The organism is Collimonas arenae (assembly GCF_000786695.1).
GTDB classification, from domain to species: Bacteria; Pseudomonadota; Gammaproteobacteria; order Burkholderiales; family Burkholderiaceae_D; genus Collimonas; species Collimonas arenae_A.
Map to the genome: position 1 here is coordinate 958,841 of NZ_CP009962.1, position 23,918 is coordinate 982,758.

At 56.1% G+C, this 23,918-nt stretch carries 24 protein-coding genes; 11 read left to right on the forward strand and 13 right to left on the reverse strand.

Going from position 1 to position 23,918, the window contains the following annotated elements:
* Positions 1–215: 215 nt before the first annotated feature.
* Positions 216–824, forward strand: a complete 609-nt coding sequence (locus LT85_RS04290) for a glutathione S-transferase N-terminal domain-containing protein (protein WP_038485708.1) — start codon at positions 216–218, stop codon at positions 822–824.
* Positions 825–1,117: 293 nt separating this feature from the next.
* Positions 1,118–1,975, forward strand: coding sequence for a 4-hydroxy-tetrahydrodipicolinate synthase (gene dapA / locus LT85_RS04295; RefSeq protein WP_038485710.1), 858 nt, complete (start codon positions 1,118–1,120; stop codon positions 1,973–1,975).
* Here dapA and LT85_RS04300 read toward each other — a convergent pair.
* Complete coding sequence (locus LT85_RS04300) at positions 1,972–2,778, reverse strand: AraC family transcriptional regulator (RefSeq protein WP_038485713.1); 807 nt, start codon at positions 2,776–2,778, stop codon at positions 1,972–1,974. The genes dapA and LT85_RS04300 overlap by 4 nt on opposite strands.
* Positions 2,779–2,947: 169 nt before the next feature.
* Here LT85_RS04300 and LT85_RS04305 point away from each other — a divergent pair, with 169 nt between their 5' ends.
* Complete coding sequence (locus tag LT85_RS04305; protein WP_038495009.1) at positions 2,948–4,183, forward strand: MFS transporter; 1,236 nt, start codon at positions 2,948–2,950, stop codon at positions 4,181–4,183.
* A gap of 74 nt (positions 4,184–4,257) precedes the next feature.
* On the opposite strand, the gene LT85_RS04310 is transcribed toward LT85_RS04305, so the two are convergent.
* From LT85_RS04310 to LT85_RS04355, 10 genes are all read right to left on the reverse strand, one after another.
* Positions 4,258–4,797, reverse strand: a complete 540-nt coding sequence (locus LT85_RS04310) for a peroxiredoxin (protein ID WP_038485716.1) — start codon at positions 4,795–4,797, stop codon at positions 4,258–4,260.
* 115 nt (positions 4,798–4,912) lie between these two features.
* Positions 4,913–5,155, reverse strand: a complete 243-nt coding sequence (locus LT85_RS04315; RefSeq protein ID WP_253273660.1) for a hypothetical protein — start codon at positions 5,153–5,155, stop codon at positions 4,913–4,915.
* A 201-nt stretch (positions 5,156–5,356) separates the two neighbouring features.
* A complete protein-coding gene (locus LT85_RS04320; protein WP_038485722.1) occupies positions 5,357–6,289 on the reverse strand; it encodes a carbohydrate kinase family protein in 933 nt (310 codons plus the stop codon).
* A gap of 53 nt (positions 6,290–6,342) precedes the next feature.
* Positions 6,343–7,782: a DUF3426 domain-containing protein gene (locus tag LT85_RS04325; protein ID WP_038485725.1), complete on the reverse strand. Its 1,440-nt coding sequence runs from the start codon at positions 7,780–7,782 to the stop codon at positions 6,343–6,345.
* A gap of 10 nt (positions 7,783–7,792) precedes the next feature.
* Positions 7,793–8,704: a 50S ribosomal protein L11 methyltransferase gene (gene prmA / locus LT85_RS04330; protein ID WP_038485727.1), complete on the reverse strand. Its 912-nt coding sequence runs from the start codon at positions 8,702–8,704 to the stop codon at positions 7,793–7,795.
* A 63-nt stretch (positions 8,705–8,767) separates the two neighbouring features.
* A complete protein-coding gene (accC, locus tag LT85_RS04335) occupies positions 8,768–10,150 on the reverse strand; it encodes an acetyl-CoA carboxylase biotin carboxylase subunit (protein WP_038485730.1) in 1,383 nt (460 codons plus the stop codon).
* Between the two features lie 197 nt (positions 10,151–10,347).
* Positions 10,348–10,815 (reverse strand): acetyl-CoA carboxylase biotin carboxyl carrier protein, encoded by a 468-nt coding sequence (accB, locus tag LT85_RS04340; RefSeq protein ID WP_038485733.1) that lies wholly within the window; start codon positions 10,813–10,815, stop codon positions 10,348–10,350.
* A 127-nt stretch (positions 10,816–10,942) separates the two neighbouring features.
* The gene (aroQ, locus tag LT85_RS04345) at positions 10,943–11,380 is read right to left on the reverse strand and encodes a type II 3-dehydroquinate dehydratase (RefSeq protein WP_038485736.1); all 438 of its coding nucleotides are present in this window, start codon (positions 11,378–11,380) and stop codon (positions 10,943–10,945) included.
* 128 nt (positions 11,381–11,508) lie between these two features.
* Positions 11,509–12,030, reverse strand: a complete 522-nt coding sequence (locus tag LT85_RS04350) for a peroxiredoxin family protein (RefSeq protein ID WP_038485739.1) — start codon at positions 12,028–12,030, stop codon at positions 11,509–11,511.
* The gene (locus LT85_RS04355) at positions 12,030–12,662 is read right to left on the reverse strand and encodes a hypothetical protein (RefSeq protein ID WP_052134639.1); all 633 of its coding nucleotides are present in this window, start codon (positions 12,660–12,662) and stop codon (positions 12,030–12,032) included. Before LT85_RS04355 ends, LT85_RS04350 begins: the two co-directional genes overlap by 1 nt.
* A gap of 186 nt (positions 12,663–12,848) precedes the next feature.
* Here LT85_RS04355 and mpl point away from each other — a divergent pair, with 186 nt between their 5' ends.
* The 8 genes from mpl (at position 12,849) to corA (ending at position 21,519) form a co-directional block, all read left to right on the forward strand.
* Positions 12,849–14,237 (forward strand): UDP-N-acetylmuramate:L-alanyl-gamma-D-glutamyl-meso-diaminopimelate ligase, encoded by a 1,389-nt coding sequence (mpl, locus tag LT85_RS04360; RefSeq protein WP_081992024.1) that lies wholly within the window; start codon positions 12,849–12,851, stop codon positions 14,235–14,237.
* Positions 14,234–14,821, forward strand: coding sequence for a YqiA/YcfP family alpha/beta fold hydrolase (locus LT85_RS04365; protein WP_038485745.1), 588 nt, complete (start codon positions 14,234–14,236; stop codon positions 14,819–14,821). Before mpl ends, LT85_RS04365 begins: the two co-directional genes overlap by 4 nt.
* Complete coding sequence (locus LT85_RS04370; protein ID WP_253273661.1) at positions 14,818–15,483, forward strand: chorismate--pyruvate lyase family protein; 666 nt, start codon at positions 14,818–14,820, stop codon at positions 15,481–15,483. The genes LT85_RS04365 and LT85_RS04370 overlap by 4 nt, the downstream gene beginning before the upstream one ends.
* Positions 15,484–15,551: 68 nt before the next feature.
* Positions 15,552–17,657, forward strand: a complete 2,106-nt coding sequence (locus tag LT85_RS04375; RefSeq protein WP_052134641.1) for a ribonuclease catalytic domain-containing protein — start codon at positions 15,552–15,554, stop codon at positions 17,655–17,657.
* 139 nt (positions 17,658–17,796) lie between these two features.
* Positions 17,797–18,696, forward strand: a complete 900-nt coding sequence (locus tag LT85_RS04380) for a TonB C-terminal domain-containing protein (RefSeq protein ID WP_038485748.1) — start codon at positions 17,797–17,799, stop codon at positions 18,694–18,696.
* Positions 18,693–19,532, forward strand: a complete 840-nt coding sequence (gene aroE / locus LT85_RS04385) for a shikimate dehydrogenase (RefSeq protein WP_038485751.1) — start codon at positions 18,693–18,695, stop codon at positions 19,530–19,532. Before LT85_RS04380 ends, aroE begins: the two co-directional genes overlap by 4 nt.
* Positions 19,533–19,584: 52 nt before the next feature.
* Positions 19,585–20,277 carry a monofunctional biosynthetic peptidoglycan transglycosylase gene (mtgA, locus tag LT85_RS04390; RefSeq protein ID WP_038485754.1) on the forward strand — a complete coding sequence of 231 codons (693 nt, stop codon included), beginning with the start codon at positions 19,585–19,587 and terminating at the stop codon, positions 20,275–20,277.
* 276 nt (positions 20,278–20,553) lie between these two features.
* On the forward strand, positions 20,554–21,519 hold the full coding sequence (corA, locus tag LT85_RS04395; RefSeq protein ID WP_038485757.1) for a magnesium/cobalt transporter CorA: 966 nt from the start codon (positions 20,554–20,556) through the stop codon (positions 21,517–21,519).
* Positions 21,520–21,557: 38 nt separating this feature from the next.
* Here the strand turns inward: corA and hemL are convergent, their stop codons facing one another.
* Both hemL and thiD read right to left on the reverse strand, forming a co-directional pair.
* The gene (gene hemL, locus LT85_RS04400; protein WP_038495020.1) at positions 21,558–22,841 is read right to left on the reverse strand and encodes a glutamate-1-semialdehyde 2,1-aminomutase; all 1,284 of its coding nucleotides are present in this window, start codon (positions 22,839–22,841) and stop codon (positions 21,558–21,560) included.
* A 160-nt stretch (positions 22,842–23,001) separates the two neighbouring features.
* Complete coding sequence (thiD, locus tag LT85_RS04405) at positions 23,002–23,856, reverse strand: bifunctional hydroxymethylpyrimidine kinase/phosphomethylpyrimidine kinase (RefSeq protein WP_038485760.1); 855 nt, start codon at positions 23,854–23,856, stop codon at positions 23,002–23,004.
* Positions 23,857–23,918: the final 62 nt, after the last annotated feature.

A 23,918-nucleotide genomic window follows, 5' to 3' on the forward strand; every position in this document is an offset into this window, starting at 1 on the left:
CAGCGATAGTTTCCATTTTGCAAAACATGGCAACCACGCAAGGCAACAACGCCGATGGTAACAATTGAAATACAGGCTAAACCCAAAGCGAAACCGAATTTTACCATTTGCAACGTGGTAAATATGCCGCTTTGAATGCGGACAGGATTGGCAATGAGCAAAGTCGCCAGGGTCGAATGCTATAATCAGCCAACATTTTTTACCATAAGTGACATATGAAGCTGATCGGTTCCCTGGGTAGTCCTTTTGTTCGCAAAGTCCGTGTCGTCATGGCCGAGAAAAAGCTTGATTACGACTTTGTGCTGGAGGATGTGTGGTCGCCTGACACCAAGATCCAGGCCTCCAATCCTTTGGGCAAAGTACCTTGCCTGGTGATGGAAGACGGCGGCGCCATGTTTGATTCGCACGTGATCGTCGAGTATCTCGATACCTTGACGCCGGTAGGCAAGCTGATCCCGATCAACAGCCGCGAACGTTCCGAAGTCAAATGCTGGGAAGCGCTGGCTGATGGCGTACTGGAAGCCGGCGTGCTGATTCGCCTGGAAGGTTTGCAGCGACCTGAAGAACTGCGCAGCCAGGCTTGGATCGACCGCCAGCAACGCAAGATCGACGCCGGCCTGAAAGCCATGGCTGCGGGTCTGGCGGAAAAGCCGTTTTGTTCCGGCACGCATTATTCACTAGCCGACGTGGCGGTGGGTTGCGCATTGGGCTGGATCAGCTTCCGCTTCCCGCAAATCACCTGGCGCGAAGATTATCCGACGCTGGCCAAGCTGTTTGAAAAATTATCAGAACGCCAGTCGTTCAAGGATACTGTCCCTCAATAAGCTGGCTGCCAAGCGTCAGTGAGAGCTGACGCGATGCGGCTGATTTGTGTATAGGCATCTTCAACTATATGACAACGCAGAATTTCAATTCCACATGCCAGGCCGCCGCTAACGGCGCATTGGCATTGTGCCGCGTTGTCAAAGCAAAAAAACAGCAGCTCATCTGACCGGAGCGCGCTGTTCCGTCAGATGGGCGACGGAACAGCAAGCTCTCGGTAACTCCCTCCCGGCACGCAAACTCCTTCGCACTTCTGAACGGACCCCAAACGGTCAATTTTTTCAGGAGTTTTATCATGTCAATTTTTACAGGTATCTGGGTCCCGTTGATCACGCCTTTTTTCAACGGGCAGGTGGATCACGCAGCATTGGGCAAGCTGACGAGGTACTACGTCGAAGCGGGCGTGAGCGGGCTGGTGGCGCTCGGCACCACCGGCGAAGCCGCTGCGCTGGACCAGCTTGAACAACGTGCCGTCGTCGCGACGGTGCTGCAAGCCGCTGCCGGCCTGCCGGTCATTGTCGGCTTGAGCGGTAATCACAGCGGGCAGCTGCATGAAAACCTGCAATATTTTGGCGCATCCGATATCGCCGGTTTCTTAATTCCCGCACCATGTTACGTACGGCCCTCGCAGCAGGGTTTGATCGATCATTTCAGCAGCCTTGCCGACGCCAGCCCGGTACCACTGGTGTTGTACGACATTCCCTATCGTAGCGGCGTACAGATCGAACTCAGTACCTTGTTGACCCTGGCCGCTCATCCGCAGATACAAGCGGTGAAAGACTGCGCCGGCTCTGTGGCGACGACGCAGGCTCTGATTGCAGACGGACGCCTGCAAGTGCTGTCCGGGGAAGATATCAACGTTCTGAATAATTTGTGCATGGGCGGCAGTGGTGCGATTGCTGCTTCAGTGCACGTTAAGCCGCAACGCTTTGTCGCGTTGTACCGTGCCGTCAGTGAGCAACGCCTGCACGATGCGCGCGCCATCTTCCATGAACTGGCACCGCTGATCCGCCTGCTGTTTGCCGAAGCCAGTCCGGGGCCGGTGAAGGCGGTGCTGGCACAGCAGGGCTGGATCAAGGACGAGTTGCGCGTACCGATGACTGTCGCCAGCCCGGCATTACGGGCGCAATTGCTGCAGCTTGCCGAAGGTTAACTGGCAGGCCGGCTGGCCTTTTTCGGTGCAAAGAAGGTCGACGGAGATTGGCCGAAGGTTTTCTTGAACATGGCGGAAAATGCCGACTGGCTGGCGTAGCCGAGTTCCGTTGCGACCAGAGACAGCGGCATGCCGCGCGCGATCATCGGTGCGGCGTGCGCTAGCCGGATCTGCTGCCGCCACTGGCCGAAAGTCATGCCGAGATCTTTTTCAAATAGACGCGCCAGCGTTCTTTCCGAGGCGCCAGCGCGATCGGCCCAGGCGGCCAGGGTCATGCTTGAATCAGGAGCGTCGATCAAGGCCTGGCAGATTGCCTGCAAGCGCTTTTCGGTTGGCAAGGCGACGCGTATGCCCGGGGTTTTTGCCTCGACCAGTTCATTCAATATCAGCTGAGTAAGCAACGATTCACGCACGCTGTCGACATCGGTTTGCGTTAGCGCCGCGATCAACTCGCGCAGCAAGTTCGACACTTCCAGCACAATGCATTCCTGGCCGGGAAACGGGTTGGCGTCGCTATGGATATACAGGGCGCGCAATTGCGATTTTTCTATGGTCGCGATTTCATGCACCAGTTGCGGTGGAATCCAGATGGCACGCAGCGGCGGCACAATCCAGGTACTGTTGCCGACGGTGACGCGCAGCACGCCCTCCGGCGCATAAGTGACTTGACCCCAGGGATGGGAGTGGGATGGCAGCAGCTTTGCAGCGCCAAGATCGCGTGCGCGCAGACGCACCGGATGCCGGGTGTCAGGTACCACGTCAAGCAGGCCTATCGTGGTATGCGTAAGAATACTGGCGGGCATAAGGTGTGTGATTTGACTGAAAAGCGATAAATTATGTCTTTCTATCTTAAAACAGTCTTGTGTTTTTTGCTTACACTGCATTCTTGCGAACGACAAAGACGATTTCAGCCGCCAATCCGGCGCCTTGTACTTTTCATTTGCGCTACTTTCCAACTATCAGTTCATCATCATGCAAACCGCAGCCAAGCAGATTTCCCCTACTTTAGGGTCGCAGGATGCCGAGAAAACCGGTTTCCGCGTATTAGGCGCCATCAGTTTTGCGCATTTCCTGAACGACATGATCCAGTCGCTGATCTTGTCGATTTATCCGCTGTTGAAAGGAAATTTCAATCTCAGTTTTACGCAGATCGGCTTGATTACCCTGACTTACCAGATCACCGCATCGATCCTGCAGCCGCTGGTGGGTTTGTACACCGACAAGCATCCGAAACCGTATTCGCTGGCCTTGGGCATGGGTTTCACGCTGGTCGGCCTGCTGATTCTCTCGGTCGCGCCTAGCTACGGCATCTTGCTGTTTGCCGCGGCGCTGGTAGGCACCGGCTCTTCCATTTTCCATCCGGAGTCGTCGCGCGTGGCGCGCATGGCGTCTGGTGGCCGTCATGGTCTGGCGCAGTCGATTTTCCAGGTGGGCGGCAACGCCGGCAGTTCGATGGGGCCGTTGCTGGCGGCATGGATAGTGATCCCTCACGGCCAGGCCAGCATCGCCTGGTTTTCTGCTGCGGCTTTGCTGGCGATCCTGGTGTTGTGGCAGATCGGTAACTGGTACAAGCGCAAGCGCCTGGAAGCCAAGGGCAAGCCGGCCAAGGTGCAGCATCACTATGTAGCGCTGCCGCGCAAGAAGGTCATGTTTTCTATCGGCATCTTGCTGATGCTGATCTTCTCCAAGTACTTCTACATGGCCAGCCTGAGCAGTTATTTCACGTTTTACTTGATCGATAAATTCCAGTTGTCGGTGCAGGCGGCGCAGTTGCATCTGTTCGTGTTCCTGTTTGCGGTGGCGGCTGGCACCGTGCTGGGCGGGCCGATCGGCGACAAGGTCGGGCGCAAGCTGGTGATCTGGGTCTCGATCCTGGGCGTGGCGCCGTTTACTCTGATGCTGCCCTATGCCAACCTATTCTGGACAGGCGTACTGACCGTGGTGATCGGCGTGATCCTGGCATCGGCGTTCTCGGCGATCCTGGTGTTCGCACAAGAGCTGGTACCAGGTAAAGTGGGTACCGTATCGGGCTTGTTCTTCGGTTTTGCTTTCGGCATGGGTGGTATCGGCGCCGCAGCGCTGGGCAAGCTGGCTGACATGACGAGCATCGGCTTTGTCTATCAGGTTTGTTCTTTCCTGCCGCTGATCGGCTTGCTGGCGATGTTCTTGCCGAATCTAGATGGCCATCGCCGCAAAGCGGCGAGTTGACGACAAATTACGCCAAGCCATAAAAAAAGCGCGCTGATCGGTTCACGTCAGCGCGCTTTTTAATGTCCAGGAGATTATTTCTTTTGCTTCGCAGTCCATTCTTCCAAGGCCTGCAGCGTATTGGCGACATGCTTGTCCGGATCCATGCTGCTATATGCATAGATGATGCTGCCGTTCGGCGCGATCACATACGAAACCCGATCGGCGTAGTTGGTTTTGTAGAGCAGCACCGAATCATAAGATTTCATGATCTTCTGATCCGTGTCGGCCGCTACAGCGAATTTGCTGCGGCATTCGCTGACTGAAAACTTGTTGAGCGTATCGATGTTGTCGGCGGAAACACCAATAACAGTGGCGCCCAGCGCCTTGTATTTGTCGACCGCATCGGCAAACAGATGGGCTTCGATAGTACAGCCTTTAGTGAATGCCGCCGGATAAAAGTAGAGCACCACCGGCCCTTTTTTCAGTTCATCGGCTAGGGAGTAGCTGAACACTTTACCGCCAAGCGATGCTTGGGTGGTAAAGGTAGGCGCTTGCTCGCCGGCCTTGAGGGCGGCAAACGCCGGTGCTGCAACAGCACTGCAAATCAATAATGTGGCAATCAGTCGCTTCATGGTGACTCCTGGTTAAAGATACACACCATCATGCTGCGAGATTCGAGAGTTGTCCAATCACTTGTTCTGCACGGAACATCGGGCAACTTATACCGCCTTCAGTGCGTCGCTCGCGTTAGCGCCAGCCTCTGCCACGTCCACCCCAACCGCCGCCGCCCCAGCCACGATAATAGCCAAAGCCGACATTGACGCTAGGCGCGATATACGCAGGCGCATAATAGCCGCCGCCGTAATAACCGCCATCATAGCCATAACCGCCATAGTAGCCGTTGCCGCCATATGGCACGGCGACGCAGCCGCCCAGCAACAGACTTGCTCCCAGCGCAGCGATACCGACTAAAAGTAATTTTTTCATCATGCCCTCCGTCCATACGACTAATGCAAATTGGATTTAAGCGTAGCAGATAAGTTCAGCTTGGGAAGGGAGGCATGTATCACGCCAGAACGGCAGTGATTGGGAGTATATGAAAATTATCCAAAGTATCAGGATAAAAATTTATCAATTTATCCCATACTCCACCCAGTACATGGATGGAGTAGGGAAAATCATGTGCTACTTTTACAAACGGTAACCAAATACACGGTGGAATTGCTCATCAATTTCGGCCCGGCTTGGCGCATGGTTCTGCGGTCCTTGATGCGCAATCTTGATGCTACCGAGCAAACTTGAGAGGCGGCCGGTAGTGGCCCAGTCCATGCCGTTGCTCAGGCCATACAGCATGCCCGCGCGGAAGGCGTCGCCACAGCCGGTAGGATCCAGGATTCGTTCGGCCTTGACGCAAGGGATATCGATCTTGTCGCCGCCGGTATAGATTTCTGCGCCGAGTTCGCCGCGCGTCACGACCAAGGCTGAGACCCGCTCTGCAATTTGCGGAAGCGACAATCCGGTGCGCGACGCCAGCATTTCGGCTTCATAGTCATTCATCGCGATATAGGTGGCAAGCTCGATGAAATGTTTCAATTCGTCGCCGTTAAACATAGGCATCCCTTGGCCCGGATCGAAAATCAGCGGGATGCCTTGCGCCACACAGTCTTCCGAGTGCTGCAGCATGCCGTCGCGGCCATCCGGCGCGACAATCGCCAGTTTGACCGGACCGGCTTCAGCCACTTTGTTTTCGTGGGAATAGGTCATCGCGCCCGGGTGGAAGGCGTTGATCTGGTTGTTGTCGGCGTCGGTGGTGATGAAACATTGCGCGGTGTAGATCGAATCGATGGTTCGTATCGATTTGCGGGAAATGCCTTGCTGGTCCAACCGCTGCAGATAGTCGCCGCCATCATGACCGATGGTCGCCATGATTTGCGGCTCGCCACCCAGCAGTTTCAGGTTGTAGGCGATATTGCCGGCGCAACCGCCAAATTCGCGACGCATGGTCGGCACCAGGAAGGAAACGCTGATCTTGTGCAACTGATCCGCCAGCAGCGCATCCGAGAATTTCCCCGGATATTGCATGATGACGTCGAAGGCCAATGAACCGCAGATAAGAGAGGTCATAGTAAATAAGGAGAAAACTTGCTGGTTGGCGCGTTAGCCTGCGCAATAAATAATCAGGGGTAGTACAGATAGACTCGATAACCCGAGGCCTTCAATTGCAATAACTCAAACGTGACTTTAACCGTTTGTTCCTGGTCGCTGGCAAAACCCAGCGCTGGATTGGTCGCCGCACTCAGGTAATCGTGCGGCGTAAACACGCGGCGTACGATAGGTTTGTCATTGCCGTCGTTCAAGGTCAGCTCGATGTTGGGCCATGCCTGCACGGTATCGCTGTGGTTGCGCAATAGCAGGTTCAGCGAGAACAGGTTGCGGGCGGGATCGAGCGCCTGCAATTCATTGGCTTCGAACGAGATACTGTCGATCCTCATCGGCAAGCCGACGCTGCAGCCGATTTTTGCACAGGCGCTGGTCAGCAGTGGTTTCACTTGCGGCATGCGGGCCGCCAACTGGTCGCGGAAAAAATAAACCGACTGACCGATCAGGCCGATCAGCAATAGGCCACCAGCAATCCACATGGCCAAGCGCAGCGTACCGCCGATACGTTTCTGACGCCTGGCGCTGAGAACAAAATCAGGTTCGTCGGCTAATTTATCTTCTGTCTCAGCGGCTTTCTCACGATTCTTTTTCTTGCCGCGGCCTTCAGTGTCGTCACTTGTATCCGATGCTGACGAGGCATTCTTTTCTCCGCGCCATGGTTTGCGCTGTAATTCATCGATAATTCGATCGAGTTCATCGTCATCACGATTGGCGGCGTTGGCAGCGTCTTTTGCATTGGTTTTGGCCGCTAGCGTGTAATCGTCCTGTCCTGCGACATGCATCAAGGTCATGCGGGCCATCTGGTTGTCCGGCTCGTCATCGTCGTCTACATGGCGATGCCAGACATTCGGCGCAGGCAGCTTGTCGCCGTTGTCGTCTGTTTCGACAGCGGATGGCTTGATCAGTCCGAACGGCGTGTGATGGACATCGGCCGGCGCAGACTGGCTGGTTTCTTCGGCGATGCGTAGATCTTCTTCAAGGCCGTCGATAGCGGCTTCTACCCGATCTGCGGTCTTGTTCGGGCTCACCTCCAGGCTAGCAGATTTTGCTTCAGGCGCTGGATTGGTATGTGTCGCCGGCAGCGGGTGGCCGGTTGCGACTCCGATTGCAGTATTGATTCCCTGGGCCGGTTCCGGCTTTGCTTCAGGCGCAGGAACATGCTCATGAATCGGATCATCAACGGGGGCTGCCGATCGGCCGGTAATCTCTGGCGACGATGGCGCGGTCACATGATCTGCAATTGCCTCAGCTACGGGCGATGCAACGGCGGGTTGTTCCGGCGCAGGGGATGCGGCGGGCGCTACAGGTGCCGCCAACTCTGGCCGCACCAGGTGCTCGATACCGTTGAATACTTCGCGGCAGCTGCCGCAGCGGACCAGACCGCCGCGCAGCTTCAGCTGGTCATTGGCGACCCGGAAGGTGGTTTGACAGTGCGGACATTGCGTCGCGAGCGCCATGGCGTGCGGCTTACTTGCGAGTGCCGGACAGCGCGACCCAGCCGTCTTGCTCGGCCCACACCGTCAATGGCAGCCATTGCGCATAGGCTGCGATGACGTCGTTGGCTTGTTCCGCCAGCACACCCGATAACGTCAGGCTGCCGCCGGCTGCGATACGACTGCACAGCATTGGCGCCATGAGCTTGAGCGGGCCGGACAGAATGTTGGCGACGACGATATCGAATACCTGCAGCGAGGTGTGGCTGCTGAAATCTTCCGGCAGATAGTAAGCGACTTCGCAATGATTGCGTTCGCTGTTGTAGCGAGCCGCATCGATTGCATGCGGGTCGATATCGACCCCGACGACAGTCGTTGCATTGTCGAGTTTCTTGGCGACCATTGCCAGGATGCCTGAACCGCAGCCGTAATCGAGCAACGACGCAGGTTTTTGCAGCGGTACGTTAACTTCCAGCCATTCCATGCAGAGGCGGGTAGTCGGATGGCTGCCGGTACCGAAAGCGAGGCCGGGATCGAGTTCCAGGATCAGGCCGTTGGCGTCCGGTGCATCGTGCCAGCTTGGCACCACCCAAATGTTCTTGCCGATATGAATCGGGTCGAATTGCGATTGCGTCAGGCGCACCCAGTCTTGCGCCGCTACCGGGCGTAAAGAATAGGGCGGCACTGCGATGCCGCAAGCTGCAGCAGCATTGCTGACGATGGCTGCATGGTCGGCATCGACCTCGGCCAGCGCCACTACCCGGCTACGTTGCCAGGCAGCTTCCTTCGGCTCCATGCCAGGCTCGCCAAACAGCGGTTGTTCGTCCGGCGTGCCCAGGTCGGCATCTTCGACCGAGACCGACAAGGCGCCGGCTTCCATCAACGCATCGGACAAAGTCTCGGCATCGCTCAGTGCTACTTCAATAACAATTTCGGTCCAGCTCATCAGATGCCTTACTATGTGTGTGATGGATTTTTCACCGCACGGACTGTTTGCGGTGAAAAATCCTTATTTCTTTACAGCCTTGTCCGCTTCCTTGGCCACTACTGGTCGTTCAGCCAGTTTGTGCTCCAGGTAATGGATGTTGGTGCCGCCTTCGATGAAGCGGGCGTCGATCATTAGCTCACGGTGCAACTGGATGTTGGTCTGGATGCCTTCGACGACCATTTCCGACAGCGCAATCTGCATCCGCTTGATCGCTTGCTCGCGGGTGGAGCCGTAAGAAATTACCTTGCCCACCATCGAATCGTAATGCGGCGGCACGAAATAACCGGCGTAAGCGTGCGAATCGACGCGGATGCCAGGGCCGCCCGGAGCATGCCACGACAAGATTTTACCTGGCGATGGCGTAAACTTGAACGGGTCTTCGGCGTTGATACGGCATTCGATAGCATGACCGGAGAGCTGGATGTCGCGTTGGCGGAAGCGCAGTTTTTCACCGGCCGCAATGCGAATCTGTTCCTGCACGATGTCGATGCCAGTGATCATTTCGGTGATCGGATGCTCAACCTGGACCCGGGTATTCATTTCGATGAAATAGAACTCGCCGTTTTCGTACAGGAATTCAAAGGTGCCAGCGCCGCGATAGTCCATCTTGCGGCAAGCTTCGGCGCAACGGTCGCCGATTTTTTCAATGATCTTGCGCGGAATGCCGGGCGCCGGCGCTTCCTCGATCACTTTCTGGTGGCGGCGCTGCATTGAGCAATCGCGCTCGCCCAGCCAGACTGCGTTCTTGAATTGGTCGGCGAGGATCTGGATTTCCACGTGGCGCGGATTTTCCAGGTACTTCTCCATATACACTTCCGGATTGCCGAAAGCGGCGCCGGCTTCAGTCTTGGTCATGGTCACCGCATTGGCCAGGGCCGCTTCAGTATGCACCACTCGCATGCCGCGTCCGCCGCCGCCGCCAGCTGCCTTGATGATGACCGGATAGCCGATCTTGCGGGCAATCTTGACGATTTCCTTCGGATCGTCCGGCAACGCGCCTTCCGAGCCCGGAACGCAGGGTACGCCGGCGCGGATCATGGCTTGCTTGGCAGATACTTTGTCGCCCATCAAGCGGATGTTCGCGGGACGCGGTCCGATGAAAACGAAGCCGGACTGCTCAACGCGCTCTGCGAAATCGGCATTTTCCGAGAGGAAACCATAGCCAGGGTGAATCGCTTCGGCATCGGTCACTTCTGCGGCGCTGATAATGGCCGGCATGTTGAGATAGCTCAGACTGGACGGCGCAGGGCCGATACAGACAGATTCATCCGCCAGTTTTACATACTTGGCGTCACGATCCGCTTCGGAATGGACCATCACGGTTTTGATGCCCATTTCACGGCAGGCGCGTTGGATGCGCAAGGCGATTTCGCCGCGATTGGCGATAAGGATTTTTTCAAACATAGGTGGTATGTGTCGCTAAGGGTCAAGCGTTATCAAACTTTGGATTGCCAATATCGGATTAGGCGTGCCGCATCGATGAAAATTGCGGACAACTGCAATAAGCCTGTATTGACAACCAGAACGGCGAAACCCCGGTAAAGCGGATGCCGCCGTGCAGATTACGTGGTGCTTACTATGGACGACTCAGTGCTGCCGAGTTAGCCAATGATGAACAATGGCTGGCCGAATTCGACCGGCTGGCCGTTTTCAACCAGGATCTTCTTCACTACGCCGGATGCATCAGCTTCGATCTCGTTCAGCAATTTCATCGCTTCGATGATGCACAAGGTGCCGCCTTCCTTGATTTCCGAACCGACTTCGACGAATGCCGGCGAGCCGGGAGCCGAAGAGCGGTAGAAAGTGCCGACCATTGGTGACTTGACGATATGGCCTTCCGGTACTGCAGCCACTGCCTCTACCGGCGCTGCTGCTGCGACTGGCGCGGCGACCTGATACTGGGCAGGGTGTTGTTGCTGTGCTTGTGGTTGCATCATGACAACCTGGTTTTGCTGGGATGCAGACGACTTGACGATACGGACCTTGCTTTCGCCTTCCGTGACTTCAAGCTCTTCGATGTCTGATTCCGCGACCAAGTCGATCAGCGTTTTGAGTTTTCTCAAATCCATGTGCAATCCTTCAGAATATATAAATAATGAAAATTTAAAGCTATTTTCGTTTTTTTAACATGCAGATCAACGCAGTTGCAATGTATTGCAAAGGCATCGATTACTACAGAGCTTTAATAGAGATCAACTAGAGTTTCTTAATGGCAAAATCAACAGCAGCGCGATAGCCATCCACGCCCAACCCGCAAATAACGCCGACAGCGACTTCAGATAAATAAGAATGATGCCGAAACGCTTCTCGCTGGTGGATATTCGAGATGTGGATTTCGACAAAACGGATTGCAACTCCCGTCAGCGCATCCCGCAAGGCGACGCTGGTATGCGTAAGCCCACCGGGATTGATCACAATAGCGTCGATGCCTTCTGTCTTGGCCGCATGGATGCGGTCTATCAGTGCACCTTCGTGATTGCTTTGGAAGTGCACAAGCCGGGCGCCAGCGGCAGTAGCCTGGACCCGAGCTGCTTGTTCGACATCGCTCAGCGAGGTCGAACCGTAGACTTCCGGCTCTCTTGTACCCAGCAAATTCAGGTTGGGTCCGTTGAGTAGAAGTATATTTTTTGCCATGGAGATGATGCTCCGTTTGACGACGATGGCGCATTTTGCCGTCAAATGACGTTGACTGGCAAGAGAAAATTTGTTTCTGTGAAATTTCAGCGCGGCATTGTTAAATGTTTTTTGAGCAGGGTTTGCGCTTACAGTAATGCTAGGTCTTTCCGCAATTCGTCGAATTTAATGCTGCCAAGATACATCTTTTTGACCTCGCCGTCGCGCCCGATCAAGACCGTGAAGGGCAGGCCGCCAGCTTGGTTGCCGAACTGCCGCAGCAATGCGGTAGCGCCACTGCCAGCGACATATAAGGGATAGGAGATTTTGTATTTTTCGGCAAATTTTCCGATGTTATCTACAGAATCGATGCCGATCCCTATGATTTGAATGTTCTTTGCAGCAATTTCTGTTTGGAATGCATTCAATTCCGGCATCTCTTCCACGCATGGTGCACACCAGGTCGCCCAGAAGTTGACGATCAAGGGTTTGCCCTTCCACTGCGACAGGGAGCTAGCCTTGCCGCTGGCATCCGGCATTTCCTGCGCAAACAAACCCGCTACTGCGACGCTCTCTGGAGAGGTTGGGGTATGTCGTTGTGCGCCGAAATACACGCCGATCACGCAAAATAGGATCGCAATCGGTACAAATATTAGAATATTTCTTTTCATTAATCTTCTTCTTTGTTGATCAGCGCAAGTACAGTATTCAGATCTGCCCGTTCCATTCGCTTCCCTGAGGCGGCCCTGATATTACCGCGCAAATCATCAGTTTCATATAGGGTGAGATGCAATCCCTCTCTCTTATACATAAAACTCACAGTTTCTACCGGGTCGTTATTCCCGCCGCTTTTAAGTGAAGGACTGGATGATAGCTCGAATTGTACATTCTTGTTAAAAAGAAATATTTCTACGTCTTTCGGGCTATCTACAAACAAATGCAGGTAAATATCTGAATGTTCGCCTGCGGTGCCATTCAGGACTGCGCCGGTCAGGTAAGGTCTGAACTGCGCCAGTTCGCCCATGATTTCTACCGCCAGTTGGCGCAAATGCAAAAGCCGGGCCGGTTGTGTATCAGCAAAGAATAATTCGTTATATATACGTACTTCGTCTTCGATCTGGGCGTTATCCGGCATGAAACTGCCACTCCGTGCGCGCGTGCTGCCGACGCACAGTTCCAGCGCTTTGCGTTTTGCGGTACCGTAATCGGCGCCGTCTTCGGCAATCATGCGTGCTGCTGCTGCCGCAATTTCTGCGCGCAGTTGTTCTAATTCGGGGGATAGATTGGAGGCCATGACCGGCATGATATCTCAATGTGCAAATCGCGATTTACATATAGGCGTCTTGGCGTGCAGTGCGTGATTGATACTGGTATTTCAATCATGCATGAAATTCCAGCGTGGTACTTTTTGAACGCACGGCTAACGGCGGTAGCGGCCGCTCAGGTAAAATCACGGTATTCCCTCTTTTCAGAATAGTGAAACTCAAGAATGCACATTCATATCCTTGGTATCTGCGGCACCTTTATGGGCGGTTTGGCGGTACTGGCTAAACAGGCTGGACATAAAGTCACCGGCTGCGATGCCAATGTATACCCGCCGATGAGCACTCAGCTTGAGGCGCAGGGAATCGACCTGATCCAGGGCTTTGGCGTTGAACAGATCAGCTTGCAGCCGGATTTGTATGTGATCGGCAATGTCGTGGTGCGCGGCAATCCGCTGATGGAAGAGATCCTGAACCGCGGCTTGCCGTATATTTCCGGACCGCAATGGATTGGCGAGCACATCTTGCGTGATAAATGGGTGCTGGCAGTTGCTGGTACGCACGGCAAGACCACGACTTCGGCGATGTTGGCCTGGATTTTGGAAGACGCCGGCTACGATCCGGGTTTCCTGATCGGCGGCGTACCGATGAATTTTGGCATTTCTGCAAGGTTGTCGGGAAAAGCCGGCGCACCTGCATCCCCATTCTTTGTGATCGAAGCTGACGAATACGACACGGCATTTTTCGACAAGCGCAGCAAATTTGTCCATTACCACGCCAAGACTGCGATCCTGAACAATCTGGAATACGATCACGCCGACATTTTTCCCAATCTGGCGGCGATAGAAACCCAGTTTCATCATCTGGTACGCACGGTTCCCGGTGTTGGCCGCTTGTTGGTGAATGCCCGCGAACCGGCATTGCAGCGCGTGCTGGAGCGTGGCTGCTGGAGTGAAAAAGAGCTGTTCGGCGGCGATCAGCAAGGCTGGGCGCTGACTACGCAAGATAACGGCCACTTTGATGTGTTCTTTAATGGCGCGTTGCAAGGCAGCGTGCAATGGGAGCTGAGCGGCGAACATAACCGTATGAATGCGCTGGCGGCGATCGCCGCTGCGCGCCATGTCGGCGTGCCGCCGGCGCAGGCGATTACCGCCTTGTCGCGCTTTGAAAACGTCAAGCGACGCATGGAGTTGCGCGGGGTAGTACGCGAGATTGCTGTGTATGACGATTTTGCCCACCATCCGACCGCGATCGCCACCACCGTTGCCGGTTTACGCAAGAAGGTCGGCCAGGCACGTATCTTGGCCGTGCTTGAGCCGCGCTCTAATACGATGAAATTGGGCGCCATGAAAGATGCGTTGCCGGCCAGCCTGAGCGAGGCCGACCTGGTGTTTGGTTATGGCGCCAAGGGCAGCGGCAAGGAGGCGCTTGACTGGAATCTGGCCGAAGCGTTACAGCCGCTCGGCAGCAAAGCGAGTGCTTACAGCGACCTGGAGCAACTGGTGGCGGCGATTGTCAAAGCAGCGCAACCTGGCGACCAGGTGCTGGTGATGAGCAACGGCGGTTTCGGCGGCGTCCATCAAAAACTCTTGACGGCATTGTCGGCAGCTTCATGATTCTGTATCTGCACGGCTTTCGTTCTTCACCAAAATCGTTCAAGGCGCGCTTGCTGGCCGAGCGCATGCAGCAGCTGGGCCGGGCCGGTGATTATCTTAGCCCGCAACTGCCGGCATCTCCTGCGGCGGCGATAGCCTTGGCGGAAGGTTTAATCAAAGACTGTGATCCGGCCAATCTGACCCTAATCGGTTCTTCGCTGGGCGGCTACTACGCCACTTGGTTGGCAGAACAGACCGGTTGCCGAGCTGTGCTGCTCAATCCTGCAGTCAAGCCACCGCGCGATCTCGAGAAGTATGTTGGCGTCAGCACGCAATATCATTCAGGCGAGCCATTTGAATTCAAGCGCGAGTACATGGCGGAATTGCAAGCCCTGCAAATTGACGTCATCTCCAAGCCGCAACGCTATTTTCTGATTGCCGCCACCGGTGACGAAGTGCTGGACTGGCGGGAAATGGTTGGCCATTACCCTCAAGCCCGGCAGCAAGTCATCCAGGGCAGCGACCATGGCATCAGCGAATTCGCCGACTATGCGGATCAAGTCCTGGCTTTTTGCGGTGTAGCGACCTCGGGACCGGCAACGTGACGGCGCGCTCCCGCACCATCGCCAAATGGCATGACCACGCCAATGGCGTCGATCCGTCCGTCAACATGCGTGATTGGCTGACCGATCGCGTCTCGCTGACCTACAAGCTAATGGCGCACTGCCAGCAGTTCCGGATCCAGCGCCTTCACCAGCAGCGGGCGCTGCCGTTGGCCGATGAATGGCGAGCGATTGGCTTACCGCGCCGGATACAGGTGCAGGAACGCGATGTCTTGCTACGTTGCGACGAACATCCTATGGTGCTGGGGCATACGGTGCTGGCGCTGGATGCCACAACTACCGAGTGGCCGTTCTTCGGTAGCCTGGGTGAGCGCTCACTTGGCTCTACCTTGTTTGGCGATCCGCTGGTAGAGCGCGGGCAGCTGCAATACGCCCGCCTGTACGGCAATCATCCGCTGGTGCGGCGCATGCGCATGGCTGGCGGCGTCGACAGTTTTCCTTATCCGCTATGGGCGCGGCGCTCGGCTTTCCGGCGTAAAACCGGCGTCATGCTGGTAACGGAAGTATTCTTTCCTGATATCGAACAGTTACAACGGGCGCGGCCAGACTTCAAGGTGCTGTCCACCGGCTTTTCTTTGGCCTCCGACCTGTCCCGGCATATCCATCCGGCCCATCAATTACTTTCCTTTGGCGCTGCCAGATAATTAAGCACTCTAATTAAGCACTCGGTACCGGCAGCGGTATCATCAGAAATCCACACGTAAAGCATGCAATGAATCTATTTTTTGAAGAGTCCGGCGACTTTAAAGCAGGTGTCGTACTGTCGCAGCAAGGCGAGGCCTATCAGGTCGAACTGCCAACGGGCAAACGCAGCAAGGTGAAAGCCAAGGATGTGCTGCTGCAATTCACGTCGCCGACGCCACAGGAATTGCTGGATGAAGCCAAGCAGATCGCACAGGGCATTGAGCTTGATTTCCTGTGGGAAGTCGCAGGCCAGGAAGAATTCGGCTTTGCAGAGCTGGGCGCCGAGTATTTCGGCCATGCGCCATTGCCGGCGGAAGCCGCTGGCTTGCTGCTGAGCCTGCACACCGCGCCTATTTATTTTTATAAAAAGGGCAAGGGCCGCTACAAGGCGGCGCCGGAGGCGTCGCTGAAAGCAGCGCAGGCCGGTATCGAAAAGAAAAAGCTGCAAGCCCAGGTTCAAGCCGGCTACGTCGAGCAGCTCAAGGCCGGTGAATTGCCGGACGTGATGAAGCCGCTGGCCCTGCAATTGTTGTTCAAACCGGACAAGAACAGTATCGAATACAAGGCGCTGGAAGCAGCTTGCAACGAATTGCAGACCTCGCCGCAGCGCTTGATGCTGTCGGTCGGCGGCATCGCTTCGCCGAAGCAGCTGCATCTGTCCAAATTCTTGCTGGAATTCTTCCCCAAGGGTGCGGGCTTTCCGAAGATCGAGATTCCAAGCGTGGCAACGTTGCCGCTGGCGCCGGTACAGGCATTCTCTATCGATGACGTCACCACTACCGAAATCGACGATGCCTTGTCGGTGCAAACGCTGGCCGACGGCACCGTCCGGGTCGGCATCCATATCGCTGCGCCGGGGCTGGGCATCAAGCGCGGCGACGCGCTGGACACGATTGCCCGGGCGCGCATGTCTACCGTCTACATGCCGGGCGACAAAATCACCATGTTGCCGGATGAGCTGGTGGATGCGTTTACCTTGGCAGAAGGCAAGAACTGCCCGGCGTTGTCGCTCTACGCCATCTTGAATCCGGAAGACTGGAGCGTGATCAGCACGGAAACCAAGGCCGAGCTGGTGCCGATTTCCGCCAACCTGCGCCACAACACGCTGGATGAGCTGGTGACCGAAGAAAATCTCGCCAACGACGCCGGCGATTATCCGCACAAGGCCGATATCGCCTTGTTGTGGAAATGGATACAGGTATTGGAGCAAGGCCGCATGGCCAAGCGCGAAGGCTTCGGCTTGCGACCTGAGCAAAACAATCGCGTCGATTTCAATTTCTATGTCGAAGAGGATGTTGTGACCATCGCGCGCCGCAAGCGTGGCGCGCCGCTCGACAAGATCGTCGCGGAGCTGATGATCTTCGCTAACAGCACCTGGGGCAAGCTGATGTCCGATCACGGCGTGCCGGGCATTTATCGCGCGCAGGGTGGTGGCAGCGGTGGCTGGGCCGCCAAGATGCAGGTGCGCATGGTCACGCACGCTGCTCCCCATCAGGGCTTGGGCGTTGATCAATATGCATGGAGTACTTCCCCTTTGCGCCGCTATACCGACCTGGTTAACCAGTGGCAGATCCTGGCGTGCGTCGAAGGCGGCGTTGCTGCGCCGCTGGTTGCGCCGTTCAAACCGCGCGATGCTGATTTGTTTGCGATCGTGTCCGGCTTTGACGCGGCGTATTCGGGCTACGGCGATTTCCAATCCAACATGGAGCGTTACTGGTGCCTGCGCTGGCTGGGCCAGGAACAGGTGCGTCAGGTCGAAGCCGCAGTGCTCAAGGATGAAATCTTGCGGCTGGCCGAGATTCCACTGATCATCAAATTGCCGGGCTTGCAACAACTAGCGCGCGGCACCCAAGTCAAGCTGGATATCATCCGTTGGGACGAGATTGACCTGACAGTCGAGGCGCGCTTGCTGGAGGTGTCAGCGCCACCGCCGGTCGTCGATGGCCAACAGTTCGAAGAGCAAGAGGACGATGCCGACATCGCGGAAGAGCTGGACGCCGCCATGGACATGCCGCACGAAACCGTCGAGATTGCGGCGGATGGCGAGGCAGTCTTAGCGGCGACGGATGAGACGGTTGGCGTGGCGGCTGATGACGAGAGTACAACTCAGGAGAGCAAACCAGTGGCGGAGTGATGGAATCAGGCAGTCGGGACCTGCAGTAAATTTCCTGTGGGCATCTCTCTGTCGTAGAATGCTTCCCTTGTAGAATTCTTGGTTTGTTGGATTCTTCTCTTAAATTCTCTCTTTCTTAACAGCGACCTTTGGCACACGCGTGAAATCCTTTTTTCAAAATCGAATCCTGGTCGGCGCCATCGTGGCATCGGTAGTGGCGCATGCGGCGCTGTTGGCGGTGCGTTTCGCCGCACCTGAAGCCTTCAAGCTGAAGCCCACCGATCCGGCGCTGGAAGTGATCCTGGTCAACGCCAAGCACAACACCAAGCCAGTCAAGCCGGAGGCGCTGGCGCAAGCGAATCTGGATGGCGGCGGCAATGCCGACGCCGGCCGCGCCAAATCGCCGTTGCCGGACATGCGCAAATCGGAAGACGGCGACAACGTCCAGTCCACCAAGCGCCGTATCGAGCAACTGGAACAACAGCAACAACAGATGCTGGCGCAGATGAACAAGCAAACGCCGTTGAAAATGCCAGCCATGGATGTGCAGGACAAGGCCAGCGACAATACACCGCAGCCTAACGGCAGGGACCTGGTCGAGAGCGCCAAGGCCATTGCGCGCAAGGAAGCAGAGATCGCGAAGAATATCGACGATTACAACAAACGGCCGAAGAAAACCCAGATTACTCCGAGCACGCGTGCAGTTGGTTACGCAGCGTATTACAAGGCATTCCAGGATCGCGTCGAAAAACTGGGGACGCTGAATTTTCCGAAAAAGAATGGCAAGAACCTGTACGGAAAGCTGGTGGTCTATATTCCGATTTATCAAGATGGTTCGCTCTACACCAAAGAGGGCGGCGCCCGCATCGAGCGCGGTTCGGGCAACCGTGATCTCGACGCTGCGACCTTGAAAATTATCGAGCGGTCGGCGCCATTCGGCCGCTTCCCGGAAAACATGCGCAGCAGCGGCAAAGACGATGTGTGGGAAGTGATCTCCACCTTCGAATTTACCCGCGAGGGGCAGTTGGAAGCGCAGCTGATGGGAGGAGTTAACCAATGACGAGCGCCGCCGGGTTTGCAGCTTATGTCGTGATCGGCAATCCGATCGCACATAGCAAGTCACCCGCGATCCATGCCCGCTTTGCTGCGGATACGGCGCAAGACATGCGCTATACCCATCTGCTGGCGCCGCTCGACGGTTTCGCTGCAACGGTACGGGAGTTCATTGCCCAAGGCGGTCGCGGTGCCAACGTCACCGTGCCGTTCAAGCTGGAGGCATACGCGCTGGCCGATGAGCTTACTACCCGCGCCAAAGCTGCCGGCGCGGTGAATACCCTGAAATTTGAAAATGGCCGGATCCTGGGCGACAACACTGATGGCATCGGGCTGGTGAGCGATATCGTGCGTAACGCCGGCTTCGACCTGACGCATAAAAAAATCCTGCTGCTGGGTGCCGGCGGCGCCGCGCGCGGGGTTATCCTGCCGCTGCTGGAAGGCAAGCCGGCGCAGTTGGTGATTGCGAACCGGACGGTGGCTAAGGCAGAGGAACTGGTGCAGCAATTCCAGTCTTATGGTGATCGTCCAGGCATTCTCAGCGCTTGCGGTTTTACCGACGCGTGGCAGCAGTTCGATCTGGTGATCAATGCTACTTCGGCCAGTCTGCAAGCGGAATTGCCGCCGCTTGCCGCCAGCCTGTTCGGCCCGGCGACGTTGGCTTATGACATGATGTATGGCAGCCAGCCAACTGTATTCATGCAGTTCGCTGCGGCGCACGGCGCGCAGGTGCGCGATGGGCTGGGCATGCTGGTGGAGCAGGCGGCAGAAGCGTTTTTTGTCTGGCGCGGCGTGCGGCCCTCCACCGATGCCGTATTTGCGGCCTTGCGTACCCAGCTCTAAGCATGGCTGCCTGGTTTAATTGTTTGCAGAGAATCGGAATGAAAGTCGCGGAATGAAAGTCGGCAAGTTATTTTTACGTTTATGTTTGCTGCTGATCGCTGCAGTCCTGCTGCTGCAAGTCTATTTCTTCGTGCAGATCTGGTGGTGGGTTGACCACAATCCGAGTTCCACCAGCTTCATGCGTCATCGTCTGGCCGAGATGCAGGAAACCGTGCCGGACGCGCAGCTGCAATTCAAATGGCTGCCATATACACGTATTTCGACCAATCTGAAGCGCGCCATCATTGCTTCCGAAGACGCCAATTTCTCTGAACATGATGGCGTCGACTGGGACGCCCTGCAACAGGCATACGAAAAAAACGAGAAGAAGGGAAAAGTGGTGCGCGGCGGTTCCACCATTACCCAGCAACTGGCTAAGAATCTGTTCTTGTCCGGCGAGCGCAGCTATTTGCGCAAAGGGCAGGAGCTGGTCATCACTTACATGTTGGAGTTCCTGATGGACAAGGAACGCATCTTTGAAATCTACCTGAATGTGGTGGAATGGGGTAATGGCGTGTTCGGCGCCGAGGCTGCATCCCAGCACTACTATAAAACCTCAGCCGCCAACCTTGGCGCCAGTCAGGCTGCGCGCCTTGCCGTGATGCTGCCGCGGCCGCGTTTCTACGACAAAAACCGCGGATCGGCTTATCTGTCGCAACGTACCGGACTGATTTTGCGGCGCATGGGATCGGCTGAATTGCCTTAGGGCCTGTTAACACTTAATTTGGGAGATGCGTTCAAATGATAACGTGCGCTGGCCGCGTCGCATGCCGTTGTTACGGCTTCTTGCCGTGGCCCGCCACGTCGCGTCACCACGCCTAGACACGCAACGCCTGCCGCACGTTCGCACTCCAAAATTAAGTGTTAACAGCCCTAATATGCGGATTTGATATAGGTTGTTTAAATTGCAGCAGGATTTCATTGTCGAACTGTGTAGCAATATCAAAACAACCTCTCTGCAAAATCAGTTTTTGAGGTAAGCATGATTAATGTATTCGTATTGCAAAACGGCCGGCTTAACCAGGTCAACATCGAGAGTCACAGCGATCTTGAAAAGGTCCAGCCGGTGTGGGTCGACCTGACTGAGCCGAACGACCAGGAGCGGGCCTGGGTCAAGAGTATCTACGGCGTTACGCTGCCTGGTGAAGACGAAGTCAAGGATATCGAAGCCTCGGCCCGCTACTACGAAGCGGAAAACGGCGACCTCCATTTGCGTACCGATTTTCTGTTTGAAGAAGACGACGGCCCGTCGTCGACTGTTACGGTCGCTTTTATCCTGGCACGCAATATCTTGTTTTCGGTGCATGGCGAAGACTTGCCGGTATTCCGGCTGGTGCGTATGCGGGCACGCTCGCGGCCGGGCTCTATCGGCGATTACAAGGACGTGCTGCTCGATCTGTATCAGACCGACGCCGAATACTCCGCCGACGCCCTGGAGGGCGTCTACAAGAAGCTGGATGAGGTTAGTGCGCGCGTCCTGCAAAAGAAGCTTACCGACCAGGCCGCTGCCGAAGCGTTGAGTGCGATGGCGCACGAGGAAGACTTGAACGGCCGGATCAGGCGCAACATGATGGATACCCGGCGCGCGGTAAGTTTTTTGATGCGCGGCCGTTTATTGAGCGTGGATCAGTTTGAAGATGCGCGGCAGATTTTGCGCGACATTGAATCGCTGGATGGCCACACCGCTTTCCTGTTCGACAAGATCAACTTCCTGATGGATGCGACAGTCGGTTTTATCAACATCAATCAAAACAAGATCATCAAGATCTTCTCGGTCGCTTCAGTGGCGTTCTTGCCGCCGACGCTGATCGCCAGTATCTACGGCATGAATTTCCGTTTCATGCCGGAATTCGACTGGTCGCTGGGCTATCCGTTCGCGCTGGTATTGATGGTGTGTTCTGCAATCACGCCATTCTGGTACTTCCGCCGGCGCGGCTGGCTGAATTGACGCGCAAGGGCAGCGCTCGCTGCCCTTGATTTCACTGCTTAGGCAAGTTGCGCAAATGCGCCGCGCGCCGCCGCGATGGTGGCGTCAATCACCGCATCGTCATGTTGGGCCGAAACGAAACCGGCTTCAAATGCGGACGGCGCCAGGTACACGCCAGCGTCCAGCATGGCGTGGAAGAACTTGTTGAATAAGTCCTTGTTGGATGCCATCATCGCCGCGTAAGTGCCGGGTACCTCTGCCGCAAAATATAAACCGAACATGCCACCGATAGCATCGCCGCTGAATGTGATGCCGGCATCTTTGGCTGCGCTGCTCAAGCCTTGGACCAGCTTGCTGGTTTGCGCCGAAAGCTTCGTGTAAAAATCCGGCTCTTGAATCAGTTTGAGGGTGCTCATGCCTGCGGCTACCGCTACCGGATTACCCGATAAGGTACCCGCCTGGTACACCGAGCCTAGTGGCGCCATGTGCTTCATCAGGTCAGCGCGGCCGCCGAATGCCGCTACCGGCAAGCCGCCGCCGATGACTTTGCCCAGCGCGGTGATATCCGGTTTGATGTTGTACAACGCTTGTGCTCCACCCAGCGCCACGCGGAAGCCGCACATGACTTCATCGAAAATCAATACGGTGCCGTACTGCGTACACAGGCGGCGCATGGTTTGCAAGAACTCCGGCGTTGCCCGGACCAGGTTCATATTGCCGGCCACCGGCTCAACGATGACGCAGGCGATCTGGTCGCCCATGTCCTTGAAAGCCTGCTCCAATTGCTCGCAATTGTTGTAATCGAGGACTAGCGTGTGTTTGACGAAATCTTCCGGTACGCCGGCCGAAGTCGGATTGCCAAAGGTCAGCAAGCCGCTGCCAGCCTTGACCAGCAGCGAATCGGCGTGGCCGTGGTAGCAGCCTTCGAATTTGAGAATCTTGTCGCGTCCGGTGGCGCCGCGCGCCAGGCGCAACGCGCTCATGGTGGCTTCGGTGCCGCTGGAAACCAACCGTACCTGCTCGATCGACGGCACCAGTTTGCAGATTTCCTCGGCGATTTCGATTTCGCCCTCGGTCGGTGCGCCAAAGCTGAGACCGCGCGCAGCAGCATCCTGCACTGCTTTGATCACGGTTGGATGGGCGTGGCCGACAATCGCAGGACCCCAGGAGCCAATGTAGTCGATGTAGCGGCGGTCATCGGCATCCCAGAAATAAGGGCCTTCGGCGCGCGTGATAAAACGCGGCGTGCCGCCAACAGAACGGAAGGCGCGCACCGGGGAATTGACGCCGCCAGGGGTGGTCAGTTGGGCGCGAGCGAACAGGGTGTCGTTATTGGAAGTCATGTGCTTTGTATCGGGAAAATTGTTCACGGAAAGCATGGAAGATACGAAAATTCTCGTTGTGCGAATGCTAGCCGGGGGGGCCGTGTCTTCCCTGTTTTCTTGGTTAAATGGTTTGGTTGAATAAGTCTTCTTGAGCTATGCGTTTGTCGCAGCGCCAAAATCAGGAGTCGCCGTCACTCTCGTTTTTTGTTTCGCGCTCCAGGCCTTCTTCACGGGCCCAGAAATAACGGTCCGGTATCAGCTTTCCCATCCCCAGCCGTTGTGCTGCCGTGACCGCTGCAAGGGTGAATTCCTGCGCTTCGGACACCGCTTCAGGCACGTCCAGGCCATTGGCCAGCATTGCCGCGATTGCCGCCGACATGGTGGTGCCGGCGCCGGTGAACGAGCCGGATACACGCGGCCAGGTATCCTGCCGCACGACGCCGTTTTCACTGAACAAGGTATTGCCGACTTCCGCAGCAGGGGTCGGCGTACCGGTGACAAACAAATATTCGCAGCCGAGTTCGATGACGCGCATCGCATCGATGCTCATCATGTCTTCGGATGATGGTTCGCGCCAGGTTTCCGCCAGCCGCGCCAGTTCCACTGCCGACAGCAGCATGACGGTGGATTGGGGGATCAGTAACTCGCGGATAGCGGTCAGCAAGTCTTCGCTATCTTGTCCCTGATCCGGCATCGCCGACAAAAAAGGGTCTAGAATCAGCGGGATTTCCGGATAGTCCGAGACAATCTCGGCAATCACGGATACGCTCTCGATGCTGCCGACGGCGCCTACTTTGAAAGCGGCCACCGGCATGTCTTCGAGGAGTACCCGGGCTTGATCGGCGACCCAGTCGGCATCGATTTGTTGCGTATCTTCGATGCGGGCGGTGTCGCCGATCAGGATCGACGTGATGACAGAAAGGCCGTGACAGCCCATCGCCGAAAAAGTGGCCAGGTCTGCCTGGATACCGGCGGCGCCGACTGGGTCGGCAACGCCGAAGGTCAATATAAGAGGAGAAGTTTGGTTTTGCACGGCGGGTAGATTAAGATATCCGACTTTGCATTTTACTTGATTGAAGGGTTACTGCCGTGAGC

What these genes read in the sequence shown, in the direction of transcription:
- LT85_RS04315 (WP_253273660.1), bottom strand. Translation starts at nt 5,155, where the DNA reads ATGATGAAAAAATTACTTTTAGTCGGTATCGCTGCGCTGGGAGCAAGT.
- LT85_RS04305 (WP_038495009.1), top strand. Translation starts at nt 2,948, where the DNA reads ATGCAAACCGCAGCCAAGCAGATTTCCCCTACTTTAGGGTCGCAGGAT.
- LT85_RS04325 (WP_038485725.1), bottom strand. Translation starts at nt 7,782, where the DNA reads ATGGCGCTCGCGACGCAATGTCCGCACTGTCAAACCACCTTCCGGGTC.
- dapA (WP_038485710.1), top strand. Translation starts at nt 1,118, where the DNA reads ATGTCAATTTTTACAGGTATCTGGGTCCCGTTGATCACGCCTTTTTTC.
- accC (WP_038485730.1), bottom strand. Translation starts at nt 10,150, where the DNA reads ATGTTTGAAAAAATCCTTATCGCCAATCGCGGCGAAATCGCCTTGCGC.
- hemL (WP_038495020.1), bottom strand. Translation starts at nt 22,841, where the DNA reads ATGACTTCCAATAACGACACCCTGTTCGCTCGCGCCCAACTGACCACC.
- LT85_RS04310 (WP_038485716.1), bottom strand. Translation starts at nt 4,797, where the DNA reads ATGAAGCGACTGATTGCCACATTATTGATTTGCAGTGCTGTTGCAGCA.
- mtgA (WP_038485754.1), top strand. Translation starts at nt 19,585, where the DNA reads ATGAAAGTCGGCAAGTTATTTTTACGTTTATGTTTGCTGCTGATCGCT.
- LT85_RS04355 (WP_052134639.1), bottom strand. Translation starts at nt 12,662, where the DNA reads ATGCCGGTCATGGCCTCCAATCTATCCCCCGAATTAGAACAACTGCGC.
- aroE (WP_038485751.1), top strand. Translation starts at nt 18,693, where the DNA reads ATGACGAGCGCCGCCGGGTTTGCAGCTTATGTCGTGATCGGCAATCCG.
- corA (WP_038485757.1), top strand. Translation starts at nt 20,554, where the DNA reads ATGATTAATGTATTCGTATTGCAAAACGGCCGGCTTAACCAGGTCAAC.
- LT85_RS04320 (WP_038485722.1), bottom strand. Translation starts at nt 6,289, where the DNA reads ATGACCTCTCTTATCTGCGGTTCATTGGCCTTCGACGTCATCATGCAA.
- LT85_RS04300 (WP_038485713.1), bottom strand. Translation starts at nt 2,778, where the DNA reads ATGCCCGCCAGTATTCTTACGCATACCACGATAGGCCTGCTTGACGTG.
- LT85_RS04350 (WP_038485739.1), bottom strand. Translation starts at nt 12,030, where the DNA reads ATGAAAAGAAATATTCTAATATTTGTACCGATTGCGATCCTATTTTGC.
- LT85_RS04375 (WP_052134641.1), top strand. Translation starts at nt 15,552, where the DNA reads ATGAATCTATTTTTTGAAGAGTCCGGCGACTTTAAAGCAGGTGTCGTA.
- aroQ (WP_038485736.1), bottom strand. Translation starts at nt 11,380, where the DNA reads ATGGCAAAAAATATACTTCTACTCAACGGACCCAACCTGAATTTGCTG.
- prmA (WP_038485727.1), bottom strand. Translation starts at nt 8,704, where the DNA reads ATGAGCTGGACCGAAATTGTTATTGAAGTAGCACTGAGCGATGCCGAG.
- mpl (WP_081992024.1), top strand. Translation starts at nt 12,849, where the DNA reads ATGCACATTCATATCCTTGGTATCTGCGGCACCTTTATGGGCGGTTTG.
- LT85_RS04365 (WP_038485745.1), top strand. Translation starts at nt 14,234, where the DNA reads ATGATTCTGTATCTGCACGGCTTTCGTTCTTCACCAAAATCGTTCAAG.
- LT85_RS04290 (WP_038485708.1), top strand. Translation starts at nt 216, where the DNA reads ATGAAGCTGATCGGTTCCCTGGGTAGTCCTTTTGTTCGCAAAGTCCGT.
- accB (WP_038485733.1), bottom strand. Translation starts at nt 10,815, where the DNA reads ATGGATTTGAGAAAACTCAAAACGCTGATCGACTTGGTCGCGGAATCA.